The sequence below is a fragment of the Prevotella heparinolytica genome (assembly GCF_002998535.1).
GTDB classification, from domain to species: domain Bacteria; phylum Bacteroidota; class Bacteroidia; order Bacteroidales; family Bacteroidaceae; genus Bacteroides; species Bacteroides heparinolyticus.
This window is the reverse complement of record NZ_CP027234.1, coordinates 3,584,403-3,608,975: the sequence shown is the minus strand read 5'-3', so window position 1 is coordinate 3,608,975 and position 24,573 is coordinate 3,584,403. Positions and strand designations below refer to the sequence as shown.

Annotated in this window: 14 protein-coding genes and 1 tRNA gene; 5 read left to right on the top strand and 10 right to left on the bottom strand. The window is 43.6% G+C overall.

All coding sequences use genetic code 11. The features are described 5' to 3' along the window. Positions 1 to 172 precede the first annotated feature (172 nt). The 3 genes from C3V43_RS00005 (at position 173) to C3V43_RS14645 (ending at position 4,132) form a co-directional block, all read left to right on the top strand. On the top strand, positions 173 to 1,873 hold the full coding sequence (locus C3V43_RS00005; protein WP_235655911.1) for a tetratricopeptide repeat-containing sensor histidine kinase: 1,701 nt from the start codon (positions 173 to 175) through the stop codon (positions 1,871 to 1,873). Then, complete coding sequence (locus tag C3V43_RS14650) at positions 1,870 to 3,828, top strand: sensor histidine kinase (protein WP_106070369.1); 1,959 nt, start codon at positions 1,870 to 1,872, stop codon at positions 3,826 to 3,828. Before C3V43_RS00005 ends, C3V43_RS14650 begins: the two co-directional genes overlap by 4 nt. Positions 3,829 to 3,961: 133 nt before the next feature. Further along, positions 3,962 to 4,132, top strand: coding sequence for a 4Fe-4S ferredoxin (locus tag C3V43_RS14645; RefSeq protein WP_106042007.1), 171 nt, complete (start codon positions 3,962 to 3,964; stop codon positions 4,130 to 4,132). Between the two features lie 72 nt (positions 4,133 to 4,204). On the opposite strand, the gene C3V43_RS14640 is transcribed toward C3V43_RS14645, so the two are convergent. The 4 genes from C3V43_RS14640 to C3V43_RS14625 all read right to left on the bottom strand — a co-directional run bounded on the left by C3V43_RS14640 (position 4,205) and on the right by C3V43_RS14625 (position 9,073). Beyond that, positions 4,205 to 5,398 (bottom strand): pyridoxal phosphate-dependent aminotransferase, encoded by a 1,194-nt coding sequence (locus tag C3V43_RS14640; RefSeq protein ID WP_106070368.1) that lies wholly within the window; start codon positions 5,396 to 5,398, stop codon positions 4,205 to 4,207. Positions 5,399 to 5,479: 81 nt separating this feature from the next. After that, a complete protein-coding gene (locus C3V43_RS14635; RefSeq protein WP_106070367.1) occupies positions 5,480 to 6,694 on the bottom strand; it encodes a bifunctional 3,4-dihydroxy-2-butanone-4-phosphate synthase/GTP cyclohydrolase II in 1,215 nt (404 codons plus the stop codon). 14 nt (positions 6,695 to 6,708) lie between these two features. Next, the gene (locus C3V43_RS14630; RefSeq protein ID WP_106070366.1) at positions 6,709 to 8,610 is read right to left on the bottom strand and encodes an LptF/LptG family permease; all 1,902 of its coding nucleotides are present in this window, start codon (positions 8,608 to 8,610) and stop codon (positions 6,709 to 6,711) included. Positions 8,611 to 8,686: 76 nt separating this feature from the next. Then, entirely contained in the window at positions 8,687 to 9,073 is a 387-nt protein-coding gene (locus tag C3V43_RS14625; RefSeq protein WP_106070365.1) for an START-like domain-containing protein, read from the bottom strand. 256 nt (positions 9,074 to 9,329) lie between these two features. Here C3V43_RS14625 and C3V43_RS14620 point away from each other — a divergent pair. Then, positions 9,330 to 9,406, top strand: a tRNA-Met gene (locus C3V43_RS14620). Positions 9,407 to 9,459: 53 nt separating this feature from the next. On the opposite strand, the gene C3V43_RS14615 is transcribed toward C3V43_RS14620, so the two are convergent. From C3V43_RS14615 to C3V43_RS14600, 5 genes are all read right to left on the bottom strand, one after another. Then, positions 9,460 to 13,473 carry a hybrid sensor histidine kinase/response regulator transcription factor gene (locus tag C3V43_RS14615; RefSeq protein ID WP_106070364.1) on the bottom strand — a complete coding sequence of 1,338 codons (4,014 nt, stop codon included), beginning with the start codon at positions 13,471 to 13,473 and terminating at the stop codon, positions 9,460 to 9,462. Between the two features lie 409 nt (positions 13,474 to 13,882). After that, positions 13,883 to 14,023: a hypothetical protein gene (locus C3V43_RS14845; RefSeq protein ID WP_164996261.1), complete on the bottom strand. Its 141-nt coding sequence runs from the start codon at positions 14,021 to 14,023 to the stop codon at positions 13,883 to 13,885. 194 nt (positions 14,024 to 14,217) lie between these two features. Next, positions 14,218 to 17,460 carry a beta-L-arabinofuranosidase domain-containing protein gene (locus tag C3V43_RS14610; protein ID WP_235655865.1) on the bottom strand — a complete coding sequence of 1,081 codons (3,243 nt, stop codon included), beginning with the start codon at positions 17,458 to 17,460 and terminating at the stop codon, positions 14,218 to 14,220. 190 nt (positions 17,461 to 17,650) lie between these two features. After that, entirely contained in the window at positions 17,651 to 19,270 is a 1,620-nt protein-coding gene (locus C3V43_RS14605; RefSeq protein ID WP_106070362.1) for a RagB/SusD family nutrient uptake outer membrane protein, read from the bottom strand. Positions 19,271 to 19,300: 30 nt separating this feature from the next. Beyond that, positions 19,301 to 22,222, bottom strand: coding sequence for a SusC/RagA family TonB-linked outer membrane protein (locus C3V43_RS14600; protein ID WP_235655864.1), 2,922 nt, complete (start codon positions 22,220 to 22,222; stop codon positions 19,301 to 19,303). A gap of 986 nt (positions 22,223 to 23,208) precedes the next feature. Here C3V43_RS14600 and C3V43_RS14870 point away from each other — a divergent pair. Then, positions 23,209 to 23,379 carry a hypothetical protein gene (locus C3V43_RS14870; RefSeq protein ID WP_217349954.1) on the top strand — a complete coding sequence of 57 codons (171 nt, stop codon included), beginning with the start codon at positions 23,209 to 23,211 and terminating at the stop codon, positions 23,377 to 23,379. Here C3V43_RS14870 and C3V43_RS14595 read toward each other — a convergent pair. Then, the gene (locus C3V43_RS14595) at positions 23,376 to 24,560 is read right to left on the bottom strand and encodes an AGE family epimerase/isomerase (protein ID WP_106070360.1); all 1,185 of its coding nucleotides are present in this window, start codon (positions 24,558 to 24,560) and stop codon (positions 23,376 to 23,378) included. The two genes, C3V43_RS14870 and C3V43_RS14595, sit on opposite strands and share 4 nt — an antisense overlap. Positions 24,561 to 24,573: the final 13 nt, after the last annotated feature.

Here is a 24,573-nt window from a genome sequence, read left to right as displayed (position 1 = left end):
CATATTAACATTGATAGGGCAAATCCTATTTTTCTTTGTCCAAACAATTTATGCCACAACAAACCCCGGAAAGCTGAAGGTTCTGAGTTTGTTTGTCGAAAAAGAAATACTATACAATGAGTCCACTCCTTTGGATAGTGTCATAGCATGGAGCGAAGACGTTCTTTCCGACATGAGTCCCACAGAGCACAAAGATCTGTATTTCCTGCTGCAACTACAATTGGCAGAAGCATATACCCTGCGCGGAGATATCAGCTTAGCTTCAGACAGAGCACAGCAAATGTATGAAGAAGCTCAGGCATCCAATAACCGGTTTGGCATCGCCATCGCCAATCAGGCTATAGGCAACGCCTATAACACGATAGCCCAATTATGCTCCAAAGCATTGGAATCATATCAAGACGCCTTATACGAACTTTCACAGGCATCGGACATCCCGGTATACAAAATGCGCCTACTGCTAAAGATTTCTCATACCTTGCAGTGCCAAGGACGCATAGAAGAAGCCCGAGAAGTGTTGAAAGAATTGGAAACGATGCTGTCGCAGACGCCTAATTATCCGATAGAATTTTTCTTCAACCTTGTGCAAGCCGACTGTGCCATCTCTCACGGATTATCGGAACAAAGCCATTTGAAAGAAGCTGCTGCATATCTGCACAAGGCAGATTCCATCTACCGGTTATATCCGGAGAAGTTCTACCGTTTTCATCTGGATTGTGTCACTGCCGACTACTATCACCTCATGGGTAATAAAGATAGAACCTATTGGGATAAAGCCCAAAACATCTATTCCCACCTACAAGACGAATACAAACACAACAAACGCTCCATCTACTATCGCCAAACTGCTTTAGGAAAAATAAACTTGTACTATGCGCAAGGGAAAAACGCCGAAGCCTGCCGCATCTATCAGGAGCTATATCCGCTGATCGACACGCTTGCTTCTCAAAGCTACATCCGACAAATCAATGTCATAAAGGCCAAATACAAGGTAGACAAAGTAAAAATAGCCAGCGAGAAGATGTATAATAAGGCCATAATCAGCATTGTGGGAGGATTCGTTATTCTGGCTGCATTGTTTTCACTCCTCGCCATCCAACTGCACAAACAACGAAAGAAGGTAAAGCTATCTACCCGAAAGTTAGACCTATCGCGCATCAATGCAGAGAATGCCATACGAACCAAAAGCATGTTCCTCTCGAACATGAGCCATGAAATACGCACGCCCCTCAATGCCCTGTCCGGTTTCTCCGGTTTGCTGACCGAAGAAAGCCTGGACGCGGAAACTCGTCTTCAGTGCAACGAAATCATTCAGCAAAATTCCGAATTGCTGCTGAAACTCATCGGCGATGTCATCGATCTGTCGAGTCTGGAATTCGGCAAACTACAATTCAGCATTGCCAAACACGATGTCGTAAGCATTTGCAACAATGTGATAGACACAGTGAACAAGGTAAAGCAGACACAAGCCGATGTCTTGTTCATTACAAAACTGGAATCCATGGAGATAGAAACCGATAAATCGCGCCTGCAACAAGTACTAATCAACCTGCTGATAAACGCCACCAAGTTTACCCGGCAAGGCAGCATCACGCTGGAACTGAAGAAGGAAACCGATGAGATGTTGCTGTTCTCTGTGGCAGACACCGGTTGCGGCATTCCAAAAGAAAAACAGAGGAATATCTTCCGGCGCTTTGAGAAAGTGAACGAAACCGTTCAGGGAAGCGGCCTGGGACTCTCCATAAGCCAACTCATCATAGAACACATGGGCGGAAGTATCTGGATTGATACCGATTATACCGAAGGGGCAAAATTTTGTTTCACACATCCCATCAATCAATCTGAAACAAACGGAAAGGAGGCAGGAAAATGAAACGGCTCTTTCTTATATTGCAAATGTTGTATTGGCTGTTGTCACCATTATTATATGCAGGAAATCACCAATCGCATACCAAAGACAGCTTGCTGCGTATCTATCTTTCCACCCCACCTGACTCTACCAGACTGCAAGTTTTGTATCGGCTGGTCGTATTAGAACAGCTGTCTCCCACTTTCCTATACTATGGAGACAAGCTGCTGAAAGAAGCTGCCGCACAGAAAGACTCGTATTACCGACAGAAAGCTGTCTTTGCGCACATCGCTTATTATTATAACCAATTAGACCGGAAACACGCAGAACAATGGATGCTCCGATTGGAGAAACTGGCCGAAGAAGAGAACTCATACGATTTTTATTTCAAAGGAAAGAAAATGATGATAGAGTTCGACCTCTTCAACCAACAAATAGAGTCGGCTTATGTAGAAGCCGAAGAGATGCTCCGGAAAGCCACAGAAATCAATAGTATCAAAGGACAGCGCGAAGCCCATCTCGCATTGCTTGGCGTATACTTCGACACAAACCGGTACAAGGACGGGGTAGCCGCATTGAATAAAGCCCTCGAATTAGGTACTGACAACATAAGCCTCGCAGACAAGAAAGACCTGCTGGTGAAAGCTGTGCTGGTTTACTCACTCCTTCGCGACAATGACCAGCTCTTGAACTATACAGACCAATTAAAAGCCGTAGTAGATGCCATGCAAAAAGACGGCGGTCACAGTATTGCCAATGGCCTCAGAAATGTCAATTTATTAATTGAGGTAAAGTATGCCTATTATTTTATACGTAGCGGTCAAGCAACAAAAGCATGGAAACATTTGCAATCGGCAGAAAAATACCTGAACTCTAAAACATTCATCCCTTATCAGATGCAGCGTCTCGGTGCCTATGCCGAATATTACCGGCTGATTGGGGAAAATGAGAAAGCATTGAACCATCTGAATGCAGCTATCGACCTTACAACCCCGATTTCGCTCGAAGACGCTTTGAGATATCAACTGCAAAAGGCCGATTTATTAGTGGAAATGACACGAACAGACGAAGCAATATCCCTTTACCAGCAGACTGCAAAGAAGAAAGATTCGTTATTCGCCGTTTTCTCTGCCACACAAACGAAGCAGATTCAAACATCATATAGTATCAACAGACTGATTTGGTATAAAGAGCACCGACAAAGAATCATTAACTATATCTTCCTGTTTGTGTCCATTGTTGTCGTCATAGCACTCTTACTCTATAACCTGCACATGTACAAAAGCCGTAAGAAGCTGAAATTCGCAGAAAAAGAAATGCGCAGGCTGGCAGATGTTGCTGAAGAAGCCAATGAAGTGAAAAGCCGCTTCCTTGCCAATATGAGCTACAACATCCGCATTCCTTTGAACAATGTCGTAGGATTCTCCCAATTGCTATCCAATGAAAACGAAATAAGCGAAGAAGAACGAGACGAATATACCGGCATCATCCAAAGTAATGCACATGAACTAATACAATTAGTAAACGACGTGCTGGATCTTTCGCGTCTGGAAGCCGATATGATGAAGTTCCAGCTACAAGAGTGCAACTTACAGGAGTGGTGCAACGACTTACCGGGCAGAGTGCGGATGCAGAGCGAAGGTAACATCCACCTGAATATGCAAGCTGAAACAAATGATGCAAACATACATACAGATGTGAGACGTCTGACCGAAATCATGATGTCCATGTTGCTCTATCCTGTTGATTGCAACGAACAAAGGGATATAGAGATGGATATCATTCATCACACAGAAAACAAATTTGTAGAGTTCCGTATAAAAAACAGTCCATTGGCCGACCCGGTCTTTTCCTCCTCCAAAGTAACTGTAAGACGAAGAATCGGACAGCTATTCTTCGAACACTTTGGCGGAACATGCCTGATAGAGGAAGGAGCGGAAATCAGATGCACATATCCTGCAAATCAAGAAACTGCATAATTCCGCCCCTGCCTGTGTTATTTAGACTGCATACAAATTAGCGGTTTTTAATGAAGAACAGCAACAACCAACGGGGAAAACTGTTACTTTTGTCGAACTAATTAGTACTAATAACAATTTAAATCTAAAAAAAATGGCTTACGTAATTAATGACGATTGTATTGCTTGCGGCACTTGTATTGACGAGTGTCCGGTAGGTGCAATTTCTGAAGGTGATAAGTATTCTATCGATCCTGAAGCATGTACAGAATGCGGAACTTGCGCAGATGTTTGTCCGTCTGAAGCAATTCATCCGGGAGAATAATACACACCTCCTTAAAAAACAGAAGGCTCGGTTTCTTGCGAATCCGAGCCTTTCTATTTTTGCAATAAAACATTATTTCAATTCTGCCAATGCCTCCTTCATTCTACGAATAGCTTCAACTATATTCTCGTCACTGGTGGCATAGCTCATACGGATGCATTCGGGAGCACCGAAAGAAGCACCACCCACACAAGCTACATAAGCCACCTCCAATAGGTACATGGCCAAATCATCCGAGTTATTGATTGTACGTCCACCCGCAGACTTTCCAAAGAACGAATCGCATTTGGGGAACAAATAGAAAGCTCCTTCCGGTACATTCACCTCGAAGCCCGGAACTTCTTTAGCCAGTTTCACTATCAAGTTGCGACGACGCTCAAATGCCTTGCGCATATCTTCTACCGGTGCCTGAGTACCGTTATAAGCGGCTTCGGCAGCTTTCTGAGAAACAGAGCAAGGACCGGAGGTATATTGTCCCTGCAATTTATTACAGGCTTTTACAATCCATTCCGGTCCGGCAATAAAGCCGATACGCCAACCCGTCATGGCATACGCTTTGGAAACACCATTCACAATAACAGTGCGCTCCTTCATTTCCGGAAACTGTGCAATACTTTGATGTTTACCGATGTAGTTGATATGCTCGTAAATCTCATCAGCAATCACGATAACCTGCTGATGCTTTACCAATACGGCAGCCAGCCCTGCCAACTCCTCCTTACTATAAACAGATCCTGTGGGATTGGAAGGAGAACAAAGAATCAAAGCTTTTGTCTTCGGAGTAATGGCAGCCTCCAACTGCGCAGGCGTAATTTTAAAATCCTGATCGATGCCGGCAGTCACAATGACCGGCGTACCTTCGGCCAACTTCACCATTTCGGGATAACTAACCCAATAAGGAGCAGGAACAATCACCTCATCTCCCGGATTCACCAATACCAAAATCGCATTGCAAACCGACTGCTTGGCACCATTAGCACAAGAGATTTGTGCAGCAGTATATTCCAGACCATTTTCTTTTTTCAACTTTTCTACGATTGCATTACGCAAAGCCGGATAGCCGGGAACGGGAGAATAGCGAGAGAAGTTATCGTCTATCGCCTTTTTCGCAGCCTCTTTAATGTGGTCAGGAGTATTGAAATCCGGTTCTCCCACACTCAGGTTGATTACGTCTACGCCTTGAGCCTTCAGCTCGGCGCTCTTTTGAGACATAGCCAGTGTCGCAGATGGCGACAAACTGTTTAAACGATCTGATAATTGGTTCATTTTGTTTCTATTTAATGGTTGTTTTGCTAATTCAGCTACAAAATAAGCGTTTTTATTCGACATATTAAAACAAAAAGACAGTTACTTATTAAAATGAAGCGTATGCCCCATACGTTCCTTTTTTGTACGGAGGTAACGTTCGTTATACTTATTCGGAATCGATTCAACAGGAACATTCTCCGTAATTTCCAATCCATAGGCTTCCAAACCGACGCGTTTCACCGGATTATTGGTCAGCAAGCGCATCTTATGCACACCGATCTCACGAAGGATTTGTGCTCCCACTCCATAATCGCGCTCATCGGCCAGATGGCCCAGACAGAGATTGGCATCTACGGTATCCAGTCCATCTTCCTGCAATTTATACGCCTTCATTTTTTCCATCAGACCAATGCCGCGTCCTTCCTGATTCAGATAAACAATCACACCTTTACCGGCTTTCTCTATCATCTCCATTGCTTTATGCAACTGCTCACCGCAATCGCAACGTTTAGAACCAAAAATATCTCCCGTCGCACAAGAAGAATGTACACGCACCAAAATAGGTTCTTCCAACTCCCATGTACCCTTGAACAAAGCTACATGCTCCAAGCCATTTGACTTCTGACGGAAAGGAATCAAACGGAAATGTCCATGCTCAGTAGGCATATCCACCTCCACACCTTTCTCTATAATAGATTCTTGTTTTAAACGATAAGCAATCAAATCGCGAATAGAAATCAGTTTCAAACCAAACTCATCCGCCATCTTACGTAATTCGGGCAAACGCGCCATGGTTCCGTCTTCATTCATAATTTCCATCAGTGCACCAGCCGGATATAGTCCCGCCAGACGAGCCATATCAATAGCAGCCTCAGTGTGTCCGGCACGCCGAAGTACCCCTTTTTCTTGAGCATACAGCGGGTTAATATGCCCGGGACGGCCAAATGTGGCAGGAGTAGAAGCCGGATCGGCCAATGCGCGAATAGTAGCTGCACGATCGGCAGCAGAAACACCGGTAGTACAACCTTCCAGCTTATCAATTGTCACAGTAAAGGGAGTGCCCAGCACCGAAGTATTATCCGACACTTGATGCGGCAGGTCCAGCTCCTTGCAACGTGAAACAGTAATCGGAGCGCAGAGTACGCCACGAGCATGTTTCAGCATAAAGTTCACTTTCTCCGGAGTTATCTTCTCCGCCGCAATTATCAAATCGCCCTCATTTTCACGGTCTTCATCGTCTACTACGACCACAAAATTACCGGCCTTGAAATCTTCAATGGCTTCTTCTATTGTATTCAATTTTACATTTTCCATAATCTATATCTTTTTTATCTATTTTCTCTTTTTTCTATTATCGCAATGACCTCCTCGTTCGTCTTGATAATCCGCTCCATATCCTTATTCAAGCGAATACGGAATATCCAGATACGGAAGTAAAAGAACAAGCCTATCGGGAAAAGCACTCCACAGAGCAAATTCAACCAATAACTACGAAACGGGCGGACATGTGCATGAATAGGAATAATGGGATAGTTGTTCAACTCAGTCAGCAAAGTGATAGATTTCGTATTCGACATTTCATCTATCAAGGTTTCCAGCCGTTCGTTAATCTTCTCCATCACCTCATCCCTATTACCGGCCATCCACAACTTAAAATAATTAGACGCACGCTTCAGAGCTTTCTTCTCGGCATATGCGCGACAATCAACCGACAATGCCCGTAAATCTCCGGGGATGCGTACATAATCAGGATCATGAATGATGACTTCCTTGCGAAACAGATGGCGCACATTACGAATCCCCACTACTTTCTTGAACCAATTTATATAAGCATCTGCGTTCAACACCACAGAATCGTTATTCGATTTATAAGTAAGGAATGCCCCCAACGGCGCCAATACAGCCGTACTGGTCCACATTCCCATCCATACAACCCACTTACCGTCACGAGCCATCTTATAGCCCGTGTTATTGATTATATAATAAACAATGAAAATCAATACAGAAACAACTACCGGCATTCCCAACCCACCTTTACGGATAATTCCTCCAAGAGGAGCACCAATAAAGAAGAAGATAAGGCACGCCAACGAAAGAGTCAGTTTTTCGTGCCAGGAAGTCATGTGCCGACGAAGGTTATTTTCTGTCATCGATATATCGTTGCTTTTAAAACTCCAATCGCTTCCGGCGCCTTCAGCCCGACCAATAGCTGTAGAGATGATCTTCTGTTTCTCTACTAACGTAGCCATATTGAATATACTGTCCACACTGTACTCGCCCAAATGAACTTTTTCTATTTTCAATGTATCTTCCTTGGTCATGCCGGCCGTAACCCTATATGTTCCCCGCATAGCCTCTTCGTAATATACACGAGCCAGACTGTCATTCTGAACTTGCATTGAATCAATGTCCGTCTGCAGTTTCTTCATGTTCTTACTATTGGAGTAATTGCTCATGATACCGGCATCTACCATATTAAAATCCGAGTCAAACTCAATTATTGCATGTTTCTCACGAAAAGCCTCCCGGCGATAAGGCACATTTCTTTGATCCATGCTCTGCGACTTCAGGTTTTCAAACTGTTCGCCACTATATAAGTGTAAATACAAATGTTTCTTATCAGCAGTCATTTCCAGACGTCCCGAATCAGCTTTTATAATTTGGGCATTCTCAAAGCCTTTCTCAAAGTTATATATAAGGACATCATACAACATTCCCGTGTCACGATTCTTCCGTTTCACATATAGATTATAACCATCTATTTCATCATAGAATACTCCTTCAGGGATATCAAGTTCAGGCGCTTTCTGCTTCATGGAAATAAGCAAAGTACCTAAATCAGTCTGGGCTTTAGGCCCTATCACATTTTGGAAATAAAAAGACAGACAGCAAATAAATACGATAAAGATGATCAGAGGCCGCATGATTTTCAGCAACGAAATGCCGGCCGCCTTCATGGCAAGCAGCTCAAAGCGTTCTCCAAAATTACCGAAAGTGATAAGAGCAGCCAGCAGAACAGCCAGCGGCAATGAAACAGGAACCAAGGTCAGTGCTGAATAAAAGAAGAACTGTGCCATGACAGTCATCTCCAAGCCTTTCCCGATCAGTTCATCCACATACCTCCACAAAAATTGCATCATGAAGATAAAAAGGCAGATGAAAAAAGTCCCTATAAAGAGTGTGCAGAAACTCTTCAGGACAAATATATCTAACTTTTTTATGCGCAACATTTTACTTGTTTCATGCAATAAGAACACAAAAGTAGCATAAAAAGGGGAGTAGAGGAAATTTTTAATCGAAAGTTAACTAAAAACCGCAAGTTCTACGCAAGGTATCTACTTGAGTCTCCCATAATTCACACAAATCAGCTACCTCGTCCGCAGCCGCAAAGTCGATTATTTCCAAAACAAAATCGTTAGTCAACTCATTATTGGTCATTTTCAGTTCAAAGAACTCGCGCTCATTCTCATCATCCATCCATTGAAAACGAATAAAAGAATAGGCTCGTACAGCCACAATCTCCGCATCTCGTTTTTCCGTCTTTCCCCAAAAGAAGGTGACAGTTTTGTCGTCCGATTGAACCCTATCGGCAAACCAGCCCTCCAAACCGGTAGGAGTACTTATCGCTGCCCAAAGAATGCTTTTAGAAGTTGCATTCAAGAGAAACTCCAAATGTATTTTTTCCCTTTCCATAGTGTATTCGTCTTTGTTATTGCGCCAGCCAAGATAAAAACTTTTTTCTAATTACAAAAAACAAATCCTCTATTTTATTTAGGTTTATCCTCCCTTGTAACTGTAACCAACTGACAATGTTCCACAAAGCTCCTTTAAAAAAGAGTATATATAATATAATCTCTCTCTCCGACGAGAGAAAAGAGATAAAAATCCCACAAAAGTTTTGGCATTTTAAATAAAAGCTCTATCTTTGCACCCGCAATCGAGAAACGATGGCGGGATAGCTCAGCTGGTTAGAGCGCATGATTCATAATCATGAGGTCCCCGGTTCAATCCCGGGTCCCGCTACCAAGTAAGATTTAGACTGTTGGGAGGCTTCCACTCTTGGCGGTCTTTTTTTCTTTTTATCCCTCGTTTGGCGTTATGGTGGGGCAATCAATTACGCCCCCTCCGCTTACAAACTCTCTCGGTTTTATGCCGAACTGTTTCTGAAAACATTTTGCAAAATAAGACGGACTATTGAAACCCACCATGTAGCATATTTCACTAATCCGGTATTGATTCTCCATAAGCAATGCTGCCGCTTTCTTAAGCCTTACAATCTGAATCAGTTCATTGGGGGTAACATCTGCCAACGTTTTGATTTTTGCAAACAGCCCGGAACGACTTATGCACAACCGCTCTGCCAAAAAATCGACAGACAACTCCGGATTAGAAAAGTTCTGCTCTATAATCTCATTGATGCGAGTAAGAAATTTGTTATCCATCGTATTGCTCGCAACGCTGGTCAATGGTATCATAGGCATTTTCGAGAATTTGTTACGCAACAAATTACGCAAATCAAGCAGATTCTTGATACAGGCCTCCAGATATTGCACGGAAAAAGGCTTCTCTATATAAGCGTCCGCCCCGCAATCCAAGCCTTCCACCTTAGAGTCCACATCCGTCTTAGCAGTCAACAGAATAAGGGGAATATGGCTTGTGGTTTGATCAGCCCGTATCTTCCGACAAAGCTCTATTCCATCCATACGAGGCATCATCCAGTCGCATACAATCAAAGCCACATCATTCTCTTTCATCTTTTCCAATGCATCCAACCCATCTTCTGCAGTCAAAACAATATATTGCCCGACAAAACTATTCAAGAGAAAATGCCGCATCTCCTCATTATCATCTACAATCAACATCACCGGCCTATCTTTGGGGGCAATCACCTCCGGCAATCTTTCTGAAAGAATATCCTCCGGAATTGCAGGGTTAAGGATATCCGAACTTCCGTTCCCCGCCTCTGTCTTGCTTTGTTCTATAGGGAGCGTCACAATAAAGGAAACCCCTTTGTTTACATTCGATTCCACCTCTATGCAACCATTATGAGCTTCTACAATACTCTTCACGATGCTAAGACCGATGCCTGTGCCCGGCTTATTGTCCGCAGCCTGATAGAAAGGTTTAAAAATCCTCTCTTGCTCTTCCTTGCTGATGCCGATCCCATTATCCGTCACTCTGATGACAAACGTGCGCTGTTCGGGCTGTATCGTGCAAGATAAGAGCACCTTGTCTTCCGTATATTTACTGGCATTAGTCAATAGGTTGCTTATAAGTTTTGTAATCGCTTCGCTATCCACCATAGCCACAAAATCCACATCTGGATATTCCACGTCCAGCCGGACACCATGATGAGAAATAAAAGGTCCAAACCGTTCGCATACAGTTTCCAGCAATTGACGTATGTTTTGCCAAGCAAACCGAATAGTCATACCCTCTTGCTCCACCCTGCGAAAGTCTAACAACTGATTCACTAAGAATAACAATCTTTGGCTGTTACGGTTTATTATGTTCAAATCGTTACGTACTTCCATTGGGATCGGAACGGTTGACTTCATGATTTTCTCCAAAGGTCCTATGATAAGCGAAACCGGAGTACGTATCTCATGAGCTATCATTGTAAAGAACTTGATTTTAGCCTCGTGTACTTCCTTCTCCTTGGTCACTTTCAACCGGTTGATTTCCTCCGTATGTTTCTTCTCTGTCCATTTCAACAGAAAACGTATGAAGAAGGTCAACACGAAACATACTAATATGGAATAGATGATTTTGGCAACCATACTCCAATAAAAGGGCGGATAGATGATTATTTTTAGGGTGGCTTCCTTGTCACTCCAAACCCCATCATTATTAGTCGCCCTTACCCTGAATATATAATCTCCTGCGGGCAGATTAGTATAAGTAGCCTTATTTTGGGCCCCCACATAATTCCATTCCTTGTCAAACCCCTCCAATTTATAGGCATATTGATTCTTCTCCGATGTGCAATAGCTCAACGAGGCATATAAAAGACTGAAAACATCCTCTTTATAAGAAAGCTCCAATTCCGTCATCGCACTCAAAGCCTTCGGAAGCAACCGGTCTCCTATTCTCATTTCCTTATTAAAGACCTCCAGACCGGTTATAACCACCGGCGGGAGTACTTTGTTAATCTTTATCTGATAAGGATAGAAAGCATTGAAGCCATTCACCGAGCCGATGTAGATTTTCCCATCTGAAGCTTTCAATACCGCATTTGGCAAAAACTGTTCACTCTGCAACCCATCACTGACAGAAAAAACCTGAGTTCCCTCTCCCGGTACATAACGAACCAGCCCTTTGGCAGTAGTCAGCCATAATACTCGCTGTTCCTCCACTATTCCACAAATATTACTGCTGGGAATATTCAAAGGAACAGCCTCAAACGCATCATGTTTCACATCATATCGACATAGACCATTCATCGTTCCAACCCACATATTCCCGTCACCGTCAATCAAGGTACAATTCACCTGATCGCTGAGTAAAGCACCAGAAATGCCGTCGTGTACGTAGTTCTTCCAAGTTTGTCTGTCCGGATTATATCTGAACAACCCTTTCCCTTGTGTAGAGAACCAAATGTCCCCATTCGCATCCTGATCTATATCAATGGTCAATGAACCTAAGTCCATCACTCTTGTAAAATTATCCGTTTTCCGATTATACAAATTTACTCCGGACATAGATGCCACCCAAATATTCTCATCACGGTCTCTGAAGATAGCGTAAGAGCTCGTTCCATCAAGCGTTGACGGATTATTCCGATAAGAAACATAGACTTTAAAGATTCCTGTCTGCAAATTCAGCACATTTACTCCTCCTGTATAAGTACCAATCCACAGATTATCATCGTCCATGCACAGTGCATGCACATTATGATAAGAAAGACTGTTTTCCTTGCCGCTTGCCCGATAACAAATAAATCTTCGCTCTTCCGGCACATAACAATTCAACCCTCCATCATCCGATGCAATCCATATACGTCCATATCTATCTTCACAAAAACGCCCGATAATAGTTCCATTCACCGAATTGGAGAAACGAGAATGAGCAAAGCTCTCAAATTGCCCCGTATTGGGCGAAATGTAATTCACTCCACCGTAATAGGTACCTATCCATACCCCTCCCTCACGGTCTTTCACAATAGGATAAACAAAGCGGTTGGAAATGGAATGAGGTTCTGTCTCATCTTCTGCAAACAAATGATGTTCTCCAGTAAGCGTATTGAACAATAGTAGTCCATCATCCGAACCTATCAAAAGCTGGTGAGGAGCATATTCCATCAAGGAATGGATATGCGATACTCCTTGCCCGGTTGACGGATGCAGGAACGTTGTCACTTTTCTCGTATACCTGTCCACTTTCTGCAACCCGCATTCCCAAGTTCCCAACCAAAGCACACGCTCCATGTCTTCCATAAGAGCCAATGAATTCGAACTCTGTCCATCCGTCTCATAGACAAGCTGATAAGGTTCAAACTTGTTTTCCGCCTTGTTCAACTTAGTCAGTCCTGCTCTTCCCCAATTTGTTACAGTCCATATCTGATTGTCCGCATCTACCATAACGGCAGCTACCAGATTATCCGCATCTCGAAACTCATATTGTTCCAAATAGCATTTGTTCGCATTATACTTGAAGACTCCTTGCCCCACAGTCGAAAACCACAAGTTTCCATCTTTGTCTTCCGCAATGCAACTGACAGTAGTCTTGAGGCTTATCCCACGCAAAGTAGTAACATTAAAAGCTCTTAGGGATTCCGTCTCATAATCATAGATCAAAACCCCTTTATCCGTTCCCACCCAAATCCGATCTCCCGTATCATACAACGCCGAAATGTATTCATTCTGCCCTTGCGGATTAGATTTATAGACTTTTATGTTAATTCCGTCATAACGGTTCAATCCATCATCACTTCCAAACCACATAAAGCCATATTTATCTTGTATGATGGCACGTACAGTATTAGAAGATAATCCATTCTCCACAGAGAAGTGGCGAAATCTAAAGTCTGCTGAAGCTACGACCGATACGCAAAACACGATTAGAACCATTATGATAAGAATCTTTTTTTTCATTCCTTTATTTATAAGATTTCGCTTCCCGAAATTTTAATGCAATAAGATCACCGAGCATTCTCCTTACCATTTCCCGGATTAATCCTGTGTCCGGGCAGGTATCTCCCATCGCGACCAATCATAAGTTTGTCGACAGGCTGTCTTTCGAGAGTGTAAAAATAATGCTTTCCTCATTATGTTTACACATTTCTTCATAAATAGATTTTCTATCTGCTTTTTCAGTCCCACATATGGGCAAATACACCGTTTTCCCTCTATGCCATCTCTGCATTACCTGAGTTCGGGATAAGAAACAGGTCGATAGTCTCATCCGCCGGCTTGTGTTCCAAAGCTAAACTCCACTGGTTATCAATAGTTTACATCTCCCTTGTCAGACACTTGCCTCTGACGGCTCAAACACTTGTGTCTGTCACGACAAAGGCTTGCGGCTGTCAGACAGGGGGAGAGAGCGGTCGGCCTGAAAGGCTCTCTTCTCTTCTGCCCAATCACCGTAAACCGGTGCATCCGGGAAATATCCGCCCGGCAGGATGCAGCACCGCATCTTTAGCAAAAGTAACCACTTATCCCGAACCCAGGTCTGTATTAGAGCAGTATTCACTCCGTATAAAGAGACCTCTATATGTACGAAGTAAGTACGGGATCTGCCCACAGCCTTAGCTGATACAGGTACTTCATGAGACAAACTTAAAGTGCTACCACGAACTCCAATTAAGTCACAACTAAAAAAACATAAAAAGTCATCGTTCATTGTTCCACCACTATTTTCAAACGAACTATAGCTGTCTCTATCATATCTTTTGTCCCACTACCGTCAGCTACGTATTTCATAACCATTCGAGCGTACTCCACAGCTTTTTTCAGAATCGGTTCGGTGGAGTCATCCACCGTTCCCACACGCCTTAACAAGGCTGATAAAGGACGTAAATCTTCCATCTCCGGCAAGTTGCCCGGACGCATTGCATTGATGGCCATATTCAGTGTTGCAGCCGCCGCATCAACTTCTTCTTGCGAATAAATCCTATCTTTATTATCATAGATATTTTGTGCTTCTTTCAGTGTATGTTGTAGACGAAGGAAGCCGAAATGTGCCCAAGGCGCATGCTCCGGAACTTTTACGGCAAGAGCTTTCCACCTCTCCTGCTCAGCTATCCGCTCCATACCAACATTCAGAAGTTCTTTCAGCGAACTCTTATCTACACTGCCTGCCATCACCAGAGCAGTAATAACATCTTTCAGAGCCAATGTTCGGCGATCGATTATCTCCTGCTGATTACCGCTATCCATCACCTCGTAAGCCGCACTAAGCTCTGTCTGCAAAGCTTCAAAACTGACCGTAGTATAAAGAGAAGAATCTTGGCCTTCGGCAGAACGAATAGCCGCTTGCAGATTACTTTTATCCAACCTGAAAGCATTCAATCCTTTTACTGCTTCGTCGATAGCCGCCATACTTGTCGAGATTTCGGTTTCCGTAACCATAAGTTTTCCCATTATTTTTTCTCCTTCTTTCATAGTCTTCTCCAGGTGTTTGAAACTTGCTTTAGTATAATTCTTCTTATTATAAGCCGTAAGCTCCCTCAACTTAGTAAATAAAGCCATCTTCAATTCCGAAGATGGAGAATCGATATGATTAATACGGAAATAATGGGTTGAATGGTCATGGCGGTAATAGTCCGGCAGGAATACGTGTCCACCCTGAGTAAAACTATATAAATTACCATCAGCGCCAGCCCCTACACCATCCGATTTCACTGTCACAATAGTAGCTAAGCGAGAATCGATATTCAAGGTGGCTTCCGACCAATTGTTTATATTGGTGGCCGTCATAGCAAATGGCCCATACATTAATGTCCCCACCCAAGAAGCTTCCGGTTGTGTTCCGCTCTGACCGGCTAACTCGACAGGAAGTTTATCAGGCCCATAGTCTATGTGTTTAGTGAACGGCATGGTTATTTCCACAACATCTCCTTCTTCCCAATGACGAGAAGGAATTACCACATAAGTACAAGGTTGATAATAACCGGCCACCGACACCCCGTTTACTTTTACGTTAAATCCCTCGGTTGCCCAATAAGGTACACGCAGCTTCATCGAAAAGTCGGCTTTTCCACTCACCACCTTGACTGTAGAACTCTCCGCCGGCCATAAGCATTCCTGTTTCAACGTTATTCCTTTCTCTTTCCATTGAAGAGTGGTTGGCATGTATAAAGCCACCCATAATGTATTATCCGAGACGAAGCACGTAGCTTCCTGATATTTCACATGATTTTCAGATCCGGTACCTCCGCAGCAGGTAGATTGCGGCGTCTTGTTACCCCAAGGCTTAGAAGCATCCAGCCCTACCGCATACTGGTAAGTGGTCTGATAGCATGTAGGATGCAACGAACCGATAATCTGGTTATAAAGAGTACGCTCATAATAATCCATATACCGCGCATCGTCAGGGTTAAAGCAGTTTAGTTCCTTGGTCAATTTCAGCAGATTATAGGCACAACAAGTCTCATTGATATTTGGGTTCGGACGACTCTCTCCTTCAGAAACCCCATTCATGGCCATACTCAATATCTGGGAATAGGGTTGACGGAACATTTCTCCGTTACCCACACCACCGGTAGAATAGCGGTAGCGACCTTGTATCAAACTCCAAAAATTCTCAGACAAATTGTAATAGAAGGGGTTGTTATTGGTCAGATAACTTCTCAACGCACCGATAATCATCGGAATATGCTGATTGGCATGCCGGTTACGTATATCATCGATGTTTTTCGATAAAGGTTCATAAAAAGCCGGACTGTCAAAACAATTGGAAGCTTCTATCAAGCGCATACGCTCTTCCGGATTATCAACCATCTCTGAAAGACGTGCCAGAGATTCCCCGATGCCGCCTACCTCTCCGGCAATGTACATGTTCCACATTTCATAGCGATTGCCCGGGCGTGCCCTACGCTCATTTTGCGTACCATCTGTTTTTACATAAGTGCGATAGTGCATTCTGTTCCATACCCACAACCCCATGTCCTTGGCTATCAAAAGAGCCTTGTCGGCAACGGCCTTGTCATCCATGTAAGTGGCTATATCTATCAGCCCGGCCAATTGTTTGTGAATGGAATAGTAAGGCGCCCACACCCAATCGGAGTTGTTGTAGGCGCGATACATCTCTATAAGTGCCGGATGATGAGCCGGAATGGCATTCAGGTAACCATAGCCATAAGTGGCCCATTGAGTCTTGTACTTATCAAAGTCCTCCCACGTTCCTTTCATTTCCTTTAGCATCTCCTCGGGAGCAAAGTCACGTGCTTCAAGATACCTTCCCAATTCCTTGCTCCATACAAAAGTACGTTCCTGACATTCACGCAGTTCATCAACCATTCGGGTGATATTTCGCCGCAAAACAGACTTTTGCGCGGTGTCCGCAACAACAGCGTAGGCCAACGCCAATGCTGACATATAATGCCCCGAGCCGTGTCCTTTCAACTTGATATCCGGCGAGTCCCATCCGTCGGAACGAGTATACCCTTCCGTACTCAGTCCATATGTATCTCGATAATTATACAACTGCTGAGTAACATCCCAACCTACAATCTCTTTGATGGCCAAATCACGGTTCGACACCAACCGATTATTGCCGTCAATAATCACATCAGTCAACGGAAGGGTGTTTGCAATGGGTCTGGTAGGAGTTTCGTACCCTTCGCTTATCACTTCTATTCTTGCAGAAATAGGATAACCGTTAGCTGTTGTATCGTCGCCTATGATATGACCATTTATCATATATATGCTTCCAGCAGGATGAGTGCAAGCATCGGCCTCTTGCAGCTCCGTGGCAAGTGCGGCGTTGCTCCATTTGGTTTGGCGAAATCCGGCCTGCCCATCCGAATAAGTCACCCATACTTGATAGGGCAGTCGAGGCACCGTCCCTACAGGGCAATGAACAACTATCTGCTCTACCGAGGCGATGGTCCGCATCCCAGAATCACTTGTTTGTATCATCTTATAAATATCAAGCTCTCCCAAGCTCAAGGCAAATATATCAGCTGAGATTGCCCATAAGCATAATCCCATTATGAAAGAAAAAGATTTATTCATTCTTTTCTGTTTTTAGTAAAAATCAGTATAAGCCCAATCTCAATAAGCAAAATCGGGCTTTTACACAACATCAATTAATCATGTATCAATTCTTTTATCTGCCGGCATAACCCGGATTCTGTTGCAGATTAGGATTTTTATTCAAATCTTCCAAATGGATAGGAAATAAAATAGAATTTCCATTCAGATCATTCTCTACTGGGGCATGATTAAACCAACTCTTTTTTTGGAAAGTTCCAAACCGAATCATATCAATACGACGACGAGCCTCGGCTGCAAACTCCCAACCCCATTCATCATAAAGTCCACCTAATTCTACAGGATCAGTATTGCCTACGGAATCAATATTACCATTCTCATCAAGTGTGCCATATTGTATATGCGTATCTCCCTTCAACCAAGCTGCATCAACCATCGCTTTTTCCGGATGGGCTGATTCACGGAACGCACGTTCGCGAATTTGTGATACGAGATTAGCGGCTTCCGCTTCATTCTGTCTTAAACGGAGTAAGCATTCTGCTTTCATCAGCAATACCTCTGCGTAACGAAAATATGGGAAGTCATTGCTCAGCAAGCTTTTGGCTCCTATTTTAATTTCATATTTACCTATACGATAACCGTCATCTGTCCCTGTCTTATAGATACTCGGCAATCTATTGGGAAATGTTGTAATCAAGACCCCGTCGGGGCTATACTGGTCACCTTGCAACCAAGAGTATTTCAAACGCATATCACTCTTGTCATAGCTATTGATAAACTGGGGATTTGCAGCTGATCCTCCCCAAGGTGTGGACTGCATATTGAAAACTTTACGACTGTTTGAAGACAAGAACTTCATGTGTGCCCCGAATACCGGACCATTGTTGGTACCTGAATTGTAAACCTCATCGTATGGAATGGCGAAAATAGTTTCCACACAAGTAGCATTGTCTGTCTTGAAAATATCCGCGTAGTTCGATTCCAAACGGAATAAATTGCTATTGATAATCTCATCACATTGTTCCAGGCACTCACTCCACATCGGAGTACCTGTATACACACTGGCATTCAAATACATACGGGCCATCAGGCATTTGGCTCCCCACCTGGTAAGTCGTCCATAAGTAGTCTTATCTACAGCAGCAGACAAATCCGGTATCACCTCTTTCAATTCCCTGATAATGAAATCAAAAACCTCTTTACGGGCAGATTGCATAGGAATATCCTCACTGAATGCGGTCTGAATCGGGACATTTCCGTGAGTGTCGCAAAGAATCGAGTACCAGAGCGCACGAATAGCCCTTACTTCAGCCACGACTTTCGGTTTGCTATTTTCCGCAAAGAAGCCTTCATCGGCACGTTTTAATATCTTATTGGCATTGGCAATACCCTCGAAGCACACAGACCAAGTGCTTTGAGGTTGCCCCTGTTGGTTATCCCATGTATGCTTGTGCATCTGTTTGTAGGTACCGCCATCGTCCCATCCGTTGGGGCGAGTAGGGGTGACAATTACGTCAGCAGGCTCTTCTTGCAGGTCGAACAAGCCATACCAGTCCATAACATAGCGAAGTTTGGAATATGTGGTAGCCAACAGCGAGACTTCGTCGGCTTCAGTCGGTACATATTCTTCTTCAACAATTTCCGAATAAGGTGTCTCATCCAAGTTAAAGCAACCGCTCATGCCGAGCATTGCAGATGCGCAGAGTGCATAAGCGCTATATTTTAATCGTTTCATGACAGTTCTCTCTTTTATGTATGATTAGACTTAAAATGTAAGGTTAACGCCGAAAGTATACGTGCGATTGGTAGGATACTTGTCTCGGTTGTCCGTGCCAGCATCCAGCAATCCATAGCTGCTACTGCTCAATGGGACTTCAGGATCCATGCCTTTATAACCGGTGATGGTAGCCAAGTTCAGAACCGACGCATATACACGTAGATTTTTGACAACCTTTTGTTTGGGCAGCTTGATGGTATACCCTAAAGTTACATTGTCTATTTTCCAGTAGTCTCCATCTTCAATGTAATAACTTACATATCGTTGTTCGTCTTTCAGCTGTTTTTTTCCATAAACTTTGTCGAAAGCGGAATTCAAGCGGTTGTATTGGATTTCCGGCTTTGCATTTTCGTAATACATACGTTGAAAATTCAATATCCGGAAGCCAAAAGCCCCACGCATGTTTACGCTTAAATCAAAATTAAAAAAATTGAAAGTATTGTTCCAGTTCAGATAATGTTTGGGAATGCCGTTACCCAGAACCTGCCAGTCTGTAGCATCAGCCTCTGTTGCCTGCACATGTTCTCCTTTCTTGTTTTCAACCAGCCATAAGCCATCTTCAGTAATATCAACCGATTTCAAACCATAGAATGTGCCGATTGCCCTGCCTACCTGTACAATATGGGTGGTTGTCTGGATAGGCTCACCTGTATAACCGGAATAGAAATAATCCTGTGTCATGGAAAATTTATCGCTCGACAAAGCAACGATTTTATTCGTATTGGTAGAATAAGAAACGTTGGTATTCCAAGTAAAATTATCTGTCTGCACAGGAATGGCGCGGACCAGAATCTCCAGTCCCTTATTTTCCATTTCCGAGGCATTGGCCAGCATGGACGAAAACATAAAAGGCGGAACAGGAACAGGATAATCCCAAAGCGCATCTTTGGTTTTACGGACGTAATAGTCGATAGTACCTCCCACCCGTCCGTTCAATATATCCCAATCCAAACCGATGTTGAACTCATGCTTCTTTTCCCAGCGCAAATCCGCATTATTATTTCGAACCGTCTCCAGCGCTTTTACCCATGTGCCTTTATATAAGAAAGCGCCTTCATAATTCAATCCGGAAAGCGATGTGTAGGGAGCTGCCACATTGATGCCGGTCACGCCGTAACCCACACGGAACTTCAAGTTGTCCAGCCAATTCAAGTTCTTCATAAAGTTCTCCCTATCAATTCTCCATCCTAAAGAAATGCCTGGAAAATTACCCCATTTATGATCTTTACCAAACTTGGAAGAGCCTTCGTGACGAAGAGAAGCCATCAATAAATAACGATCATTGAAATTACAGCTGACGCGTGCAAATACGCCAATCAGTTTATCGGAACTCTTATAGCTGCTCATGGAGGCCTCGCCACGCTTCAATGCCATGCCAGCCTCCATTTTATTATACGAATAAGCATCTGTCGGGAAATCATAGTTAGTCATTGACATGTTGGAATTCGTATTGTCCTCATAATTGTAACCTACCAATGCACTGACATTATGCTTTCCAAAAGCTTTCTGAAAATGAGCCGTCAATTCTACCAAATTATTGTCGAAATCAGAATCATAGCGGTAGGCATAACCGTTACGGCCGCTCTTGGTGGTAGATACATGTTTCTTTGTCTGGTAATATCCGTCAGTGGTTGTTGTGCTACGACGGGCATACATAGCTTTCAAAATCAAAGACTCAACCGGTCGAAAAGTCAAGCCGCCATTGAAACGAATATTTTTACGCTTCATTTCACCAATCGTTTCACAGATATAGCTTACAGGGTTATCGTAGAAATACAAATCACGCTCAAACCAGTTACCCTCTTCATCTTTTATCGGCTCCGTCGGATTATGAATTAAAGCTTGCCGGTAGGCGTATGTATTCCAACTGCGAGGCATTGTATGCTGGCTCACAAATACACTGACGTCAGCAGTTAACTTATTGTCGTACATGGAATGACTGATGTCCATTCGGACATTCATAGCTTCAAAGTCTGTTTTTATAAAAGTACCTTGACGCTTGGTATAATTGGCCGATGCCGTATAGTTGGTGTTTTTGCTACCTCCTCTCAAAGACAAATTATGCGAATGAGAGACTGCCGTACGAGTCAGCTCTCCCAACCAATCGGTATCAGCACCGAAATCTTTCAGGTTGGCACCATTGAAAGCATACCCTTCATTCCATTTCTGACGAAGATCATCGGCGCTCATAAAGTCCGGCCTCTTTAAAATATTTGAGACAGACATGTATCCGTTATAATCAATAGTAGGAGGCATTTCTTTACGGCTTTGTTTCGTTGTGATAATAATTACACCGTTTGTACCACGAGTGCCATAGATAGCTGTTGCTGAACCGTCTTTCAATACATCTATGGATTCAATATCTTCCGGTGCTACCGTATTCAGACTGCCGGGCACTCCATCTACCAGCACCAATGGAGAAGTTCCTCCCTTCAAAGATGAAATGCCACGAAGCATTATTTGGGAATTTCCGGTAGGGTCTCCTGAAGGTAAAGAGATGTTCAATCCGGCCACTTTACCTTGAATCAGCTGTCCGGCATCAGTCACTGCTCCTTTTACGAAATTCTCGGCTTTCACGCTTGAAATAGCACTTGTCACATCCCCTTTCTTCTGAGTGCCGTAACCGATAACCACTACCTCATCCAGAAGCTCCGTATCATCTTGGAGTGTGACATTAATCTGGCGGTTATTCCCGATAATGATTTCTTGAGTCTTATAGCCAATATAAGAAAAGGATAATACAGAATCTGCATTCCGTACTTTCAGCGTGTACCGGCCGTCTATATTGGTTATCACCCCATTGGTCGTCCCTTTTTCAAGCACGTTGGCGCCAATGATTGGCTCTCCGTTCTTATCTTTCACAACACCTGTAACTGTAACAGATTGTTGCTGCACAGCCTCGACACCCATCGTTCTCACCGTTTCCGCGAAAATTTGTACGGGAGTGATTCCGACGCCTGTCACAAGAAAAAGACCAGTTGCAACCCGTAAGACAGCTCTGCCGAATAAGGCTCGTTTCTCATGTGTCTTCATATTACATCATCGTTTTAAAGGTTAATATTTCATTTTCAACTATTCTCCCGTCATCTCTAACCTAATATTGAAATTGTTATAGCAATCCATATCGGTGTAGCACAAAGAAAGAACTTTTTCTTTTAACAAAACGCAACAATAATCCACAAGAGTAGTAAAATAGTCGAAAAAACAATGCAGTAAAGTACTTTGGGAATTGTATCATCGGTTTGGACTATTTTTTAGTCAACGGAAAAGCAACTATCCCGACTCTGTTACAACGAGGATACCATGCTCTGATGCTTTCATACCAACAACTATCAGACGCATTCTCTCTTTGGGGGACAATTCTTTCATTATACTACCTGAGCTCGGGATAGATAGTTCCTTTTGCTAAAGATGAGGGGCTGCATCCTATCGGACGGATATTTCCTGAATGTACCGGTTTACGGCGATTTGGCAGAAGAGAGCCTTTTACGCCGACCGCCCCCCCTGTCTGACAGCTACAATCCTTTGTCGTGACAGAGGCAAGTGTTCAAGCCGACAGACACTTGTGTTTGACGTGACAGACACTTGTGTTTGACGTGACAGACACAAGTGTTTGAGCCGTCAGAGGCAAGTGTCTGACAGGGCAGGGATAAACAACTGATAATCAATGAGCATTGACTTTAAAACACAGGTGCCGGGTGAGATTATCGACCTGCTTCTTATCCCGAATCAGGTATTATACTATTCAGTCCCTTCGTTCACTCTTTTTTTCACTTTCTTTGCAACAGAAAAAAGTTATCCTATTATGAAACAGCATTTGCATAAAAAGCATCGTAATCTCTTTATTATTATACCTCGGACACAATCCGCTTGGCGCAACTCCGGAAAAGAATTATATGCTTGTCTCGCCCAATGGCAAGCTGAAAGTAGAAATCATCGCAATCGGTGGTCTTTCCTATCGGGTGACGCATGAAAACGATACAATACTCCCTCTTTCCAAAACAGGAATGATGCGGAAGAAAAAACCTATACCACACGTAAAGAAGTGTGCATCAACCGACCGCTAAAAACGTTCCATGACTTCCATGCACATCCGTCCGTTGTGATAGGGACATTTCCAGAAGCCAGCTTTATCATCATCGGTGTTTATCGTACCATCTATGCGTACGCTCCAATGCCACTCTCCGTTCTTGTAATCAATCAGGTTCTTTTTGATGAACTCCCAGCAGCGGAGTGCTTTCTGCATGGCAACCTCGTCACCAAAATGCTGGTAAAGGTTTACATGGCCTACTATGTTCTCTGCCTGCACCCACCAATGGCGGTCCGCCTCATCTTGCTTCTTGTCCAAGAATGTTTCGTAGATCATACTTCCGTCGGACATCAGACCTTCGTCTGCAGCGGCTGCAATATATTCCACTAAAGGTTCTACTTTTGCCAGCACCTCCTTGTCGCCGAGCACAAGCGCTGCTTCATGTATCAGCCAAGATGCCTCGATGTCGTGCCCATAAGATACAATGCGATACTTACTCACCCAGTCTTCATTGAAAAACAAATCAAGATGACCGGTCTTGATGTTCAATATCTTATCTACAAAAATAGAAATCAGATTACGAAGTTGCTTCTCCAGCTGCGCGTCCTTCCATACTCTGAAGAGGTTTGTGTAAGGTTCCAGAATATGCAGATGAGTATTCATCGTTTTACACTCGTTCGCATCCTTGGCACTCAGGCGCATGTCGGCTATCTCACCCCACTCACGAGTCAAAGCTTCGCAATAACCGTTTTTCAAAGCATCAAAGCTGTGCCTCTCAATGCTCCCAAAAAGACGGATTGCATAGTCCAATGCTTCTTTATCGTCCGTGGCACGGGCATATTCGCTCAAGCCATAGATGGCAAAACCTAACGCATAAATCTGCTTCTTCGTGTCGAGCGGACGGTTTTCATTATCGAGCGACCAATAGACTCCGCCAAACTCACTGTCGTAGAAGTGGTCGATGATAACACGCTTGGCACGTGTGGCTACCTCCAGATATTCAGGTTTTCTCAACAAACGATAGGCTGCCGAGAAAGTCCATAGGATGCGTGCATTCAAGACTGCTCCTTTCTCTGCTTCGGGCTTCAGTTCATCCATTCCGGTGATGCGTCCATAGAAACCGCCATGCACTTCGTCCGTCATCTTTTCCATCCAAAAGGGAAGGATGTTCGAAACCAACTCCTTCGCCATCTCCTGCTTTATATTCTTTACATCCATTGATTTCGGTAAG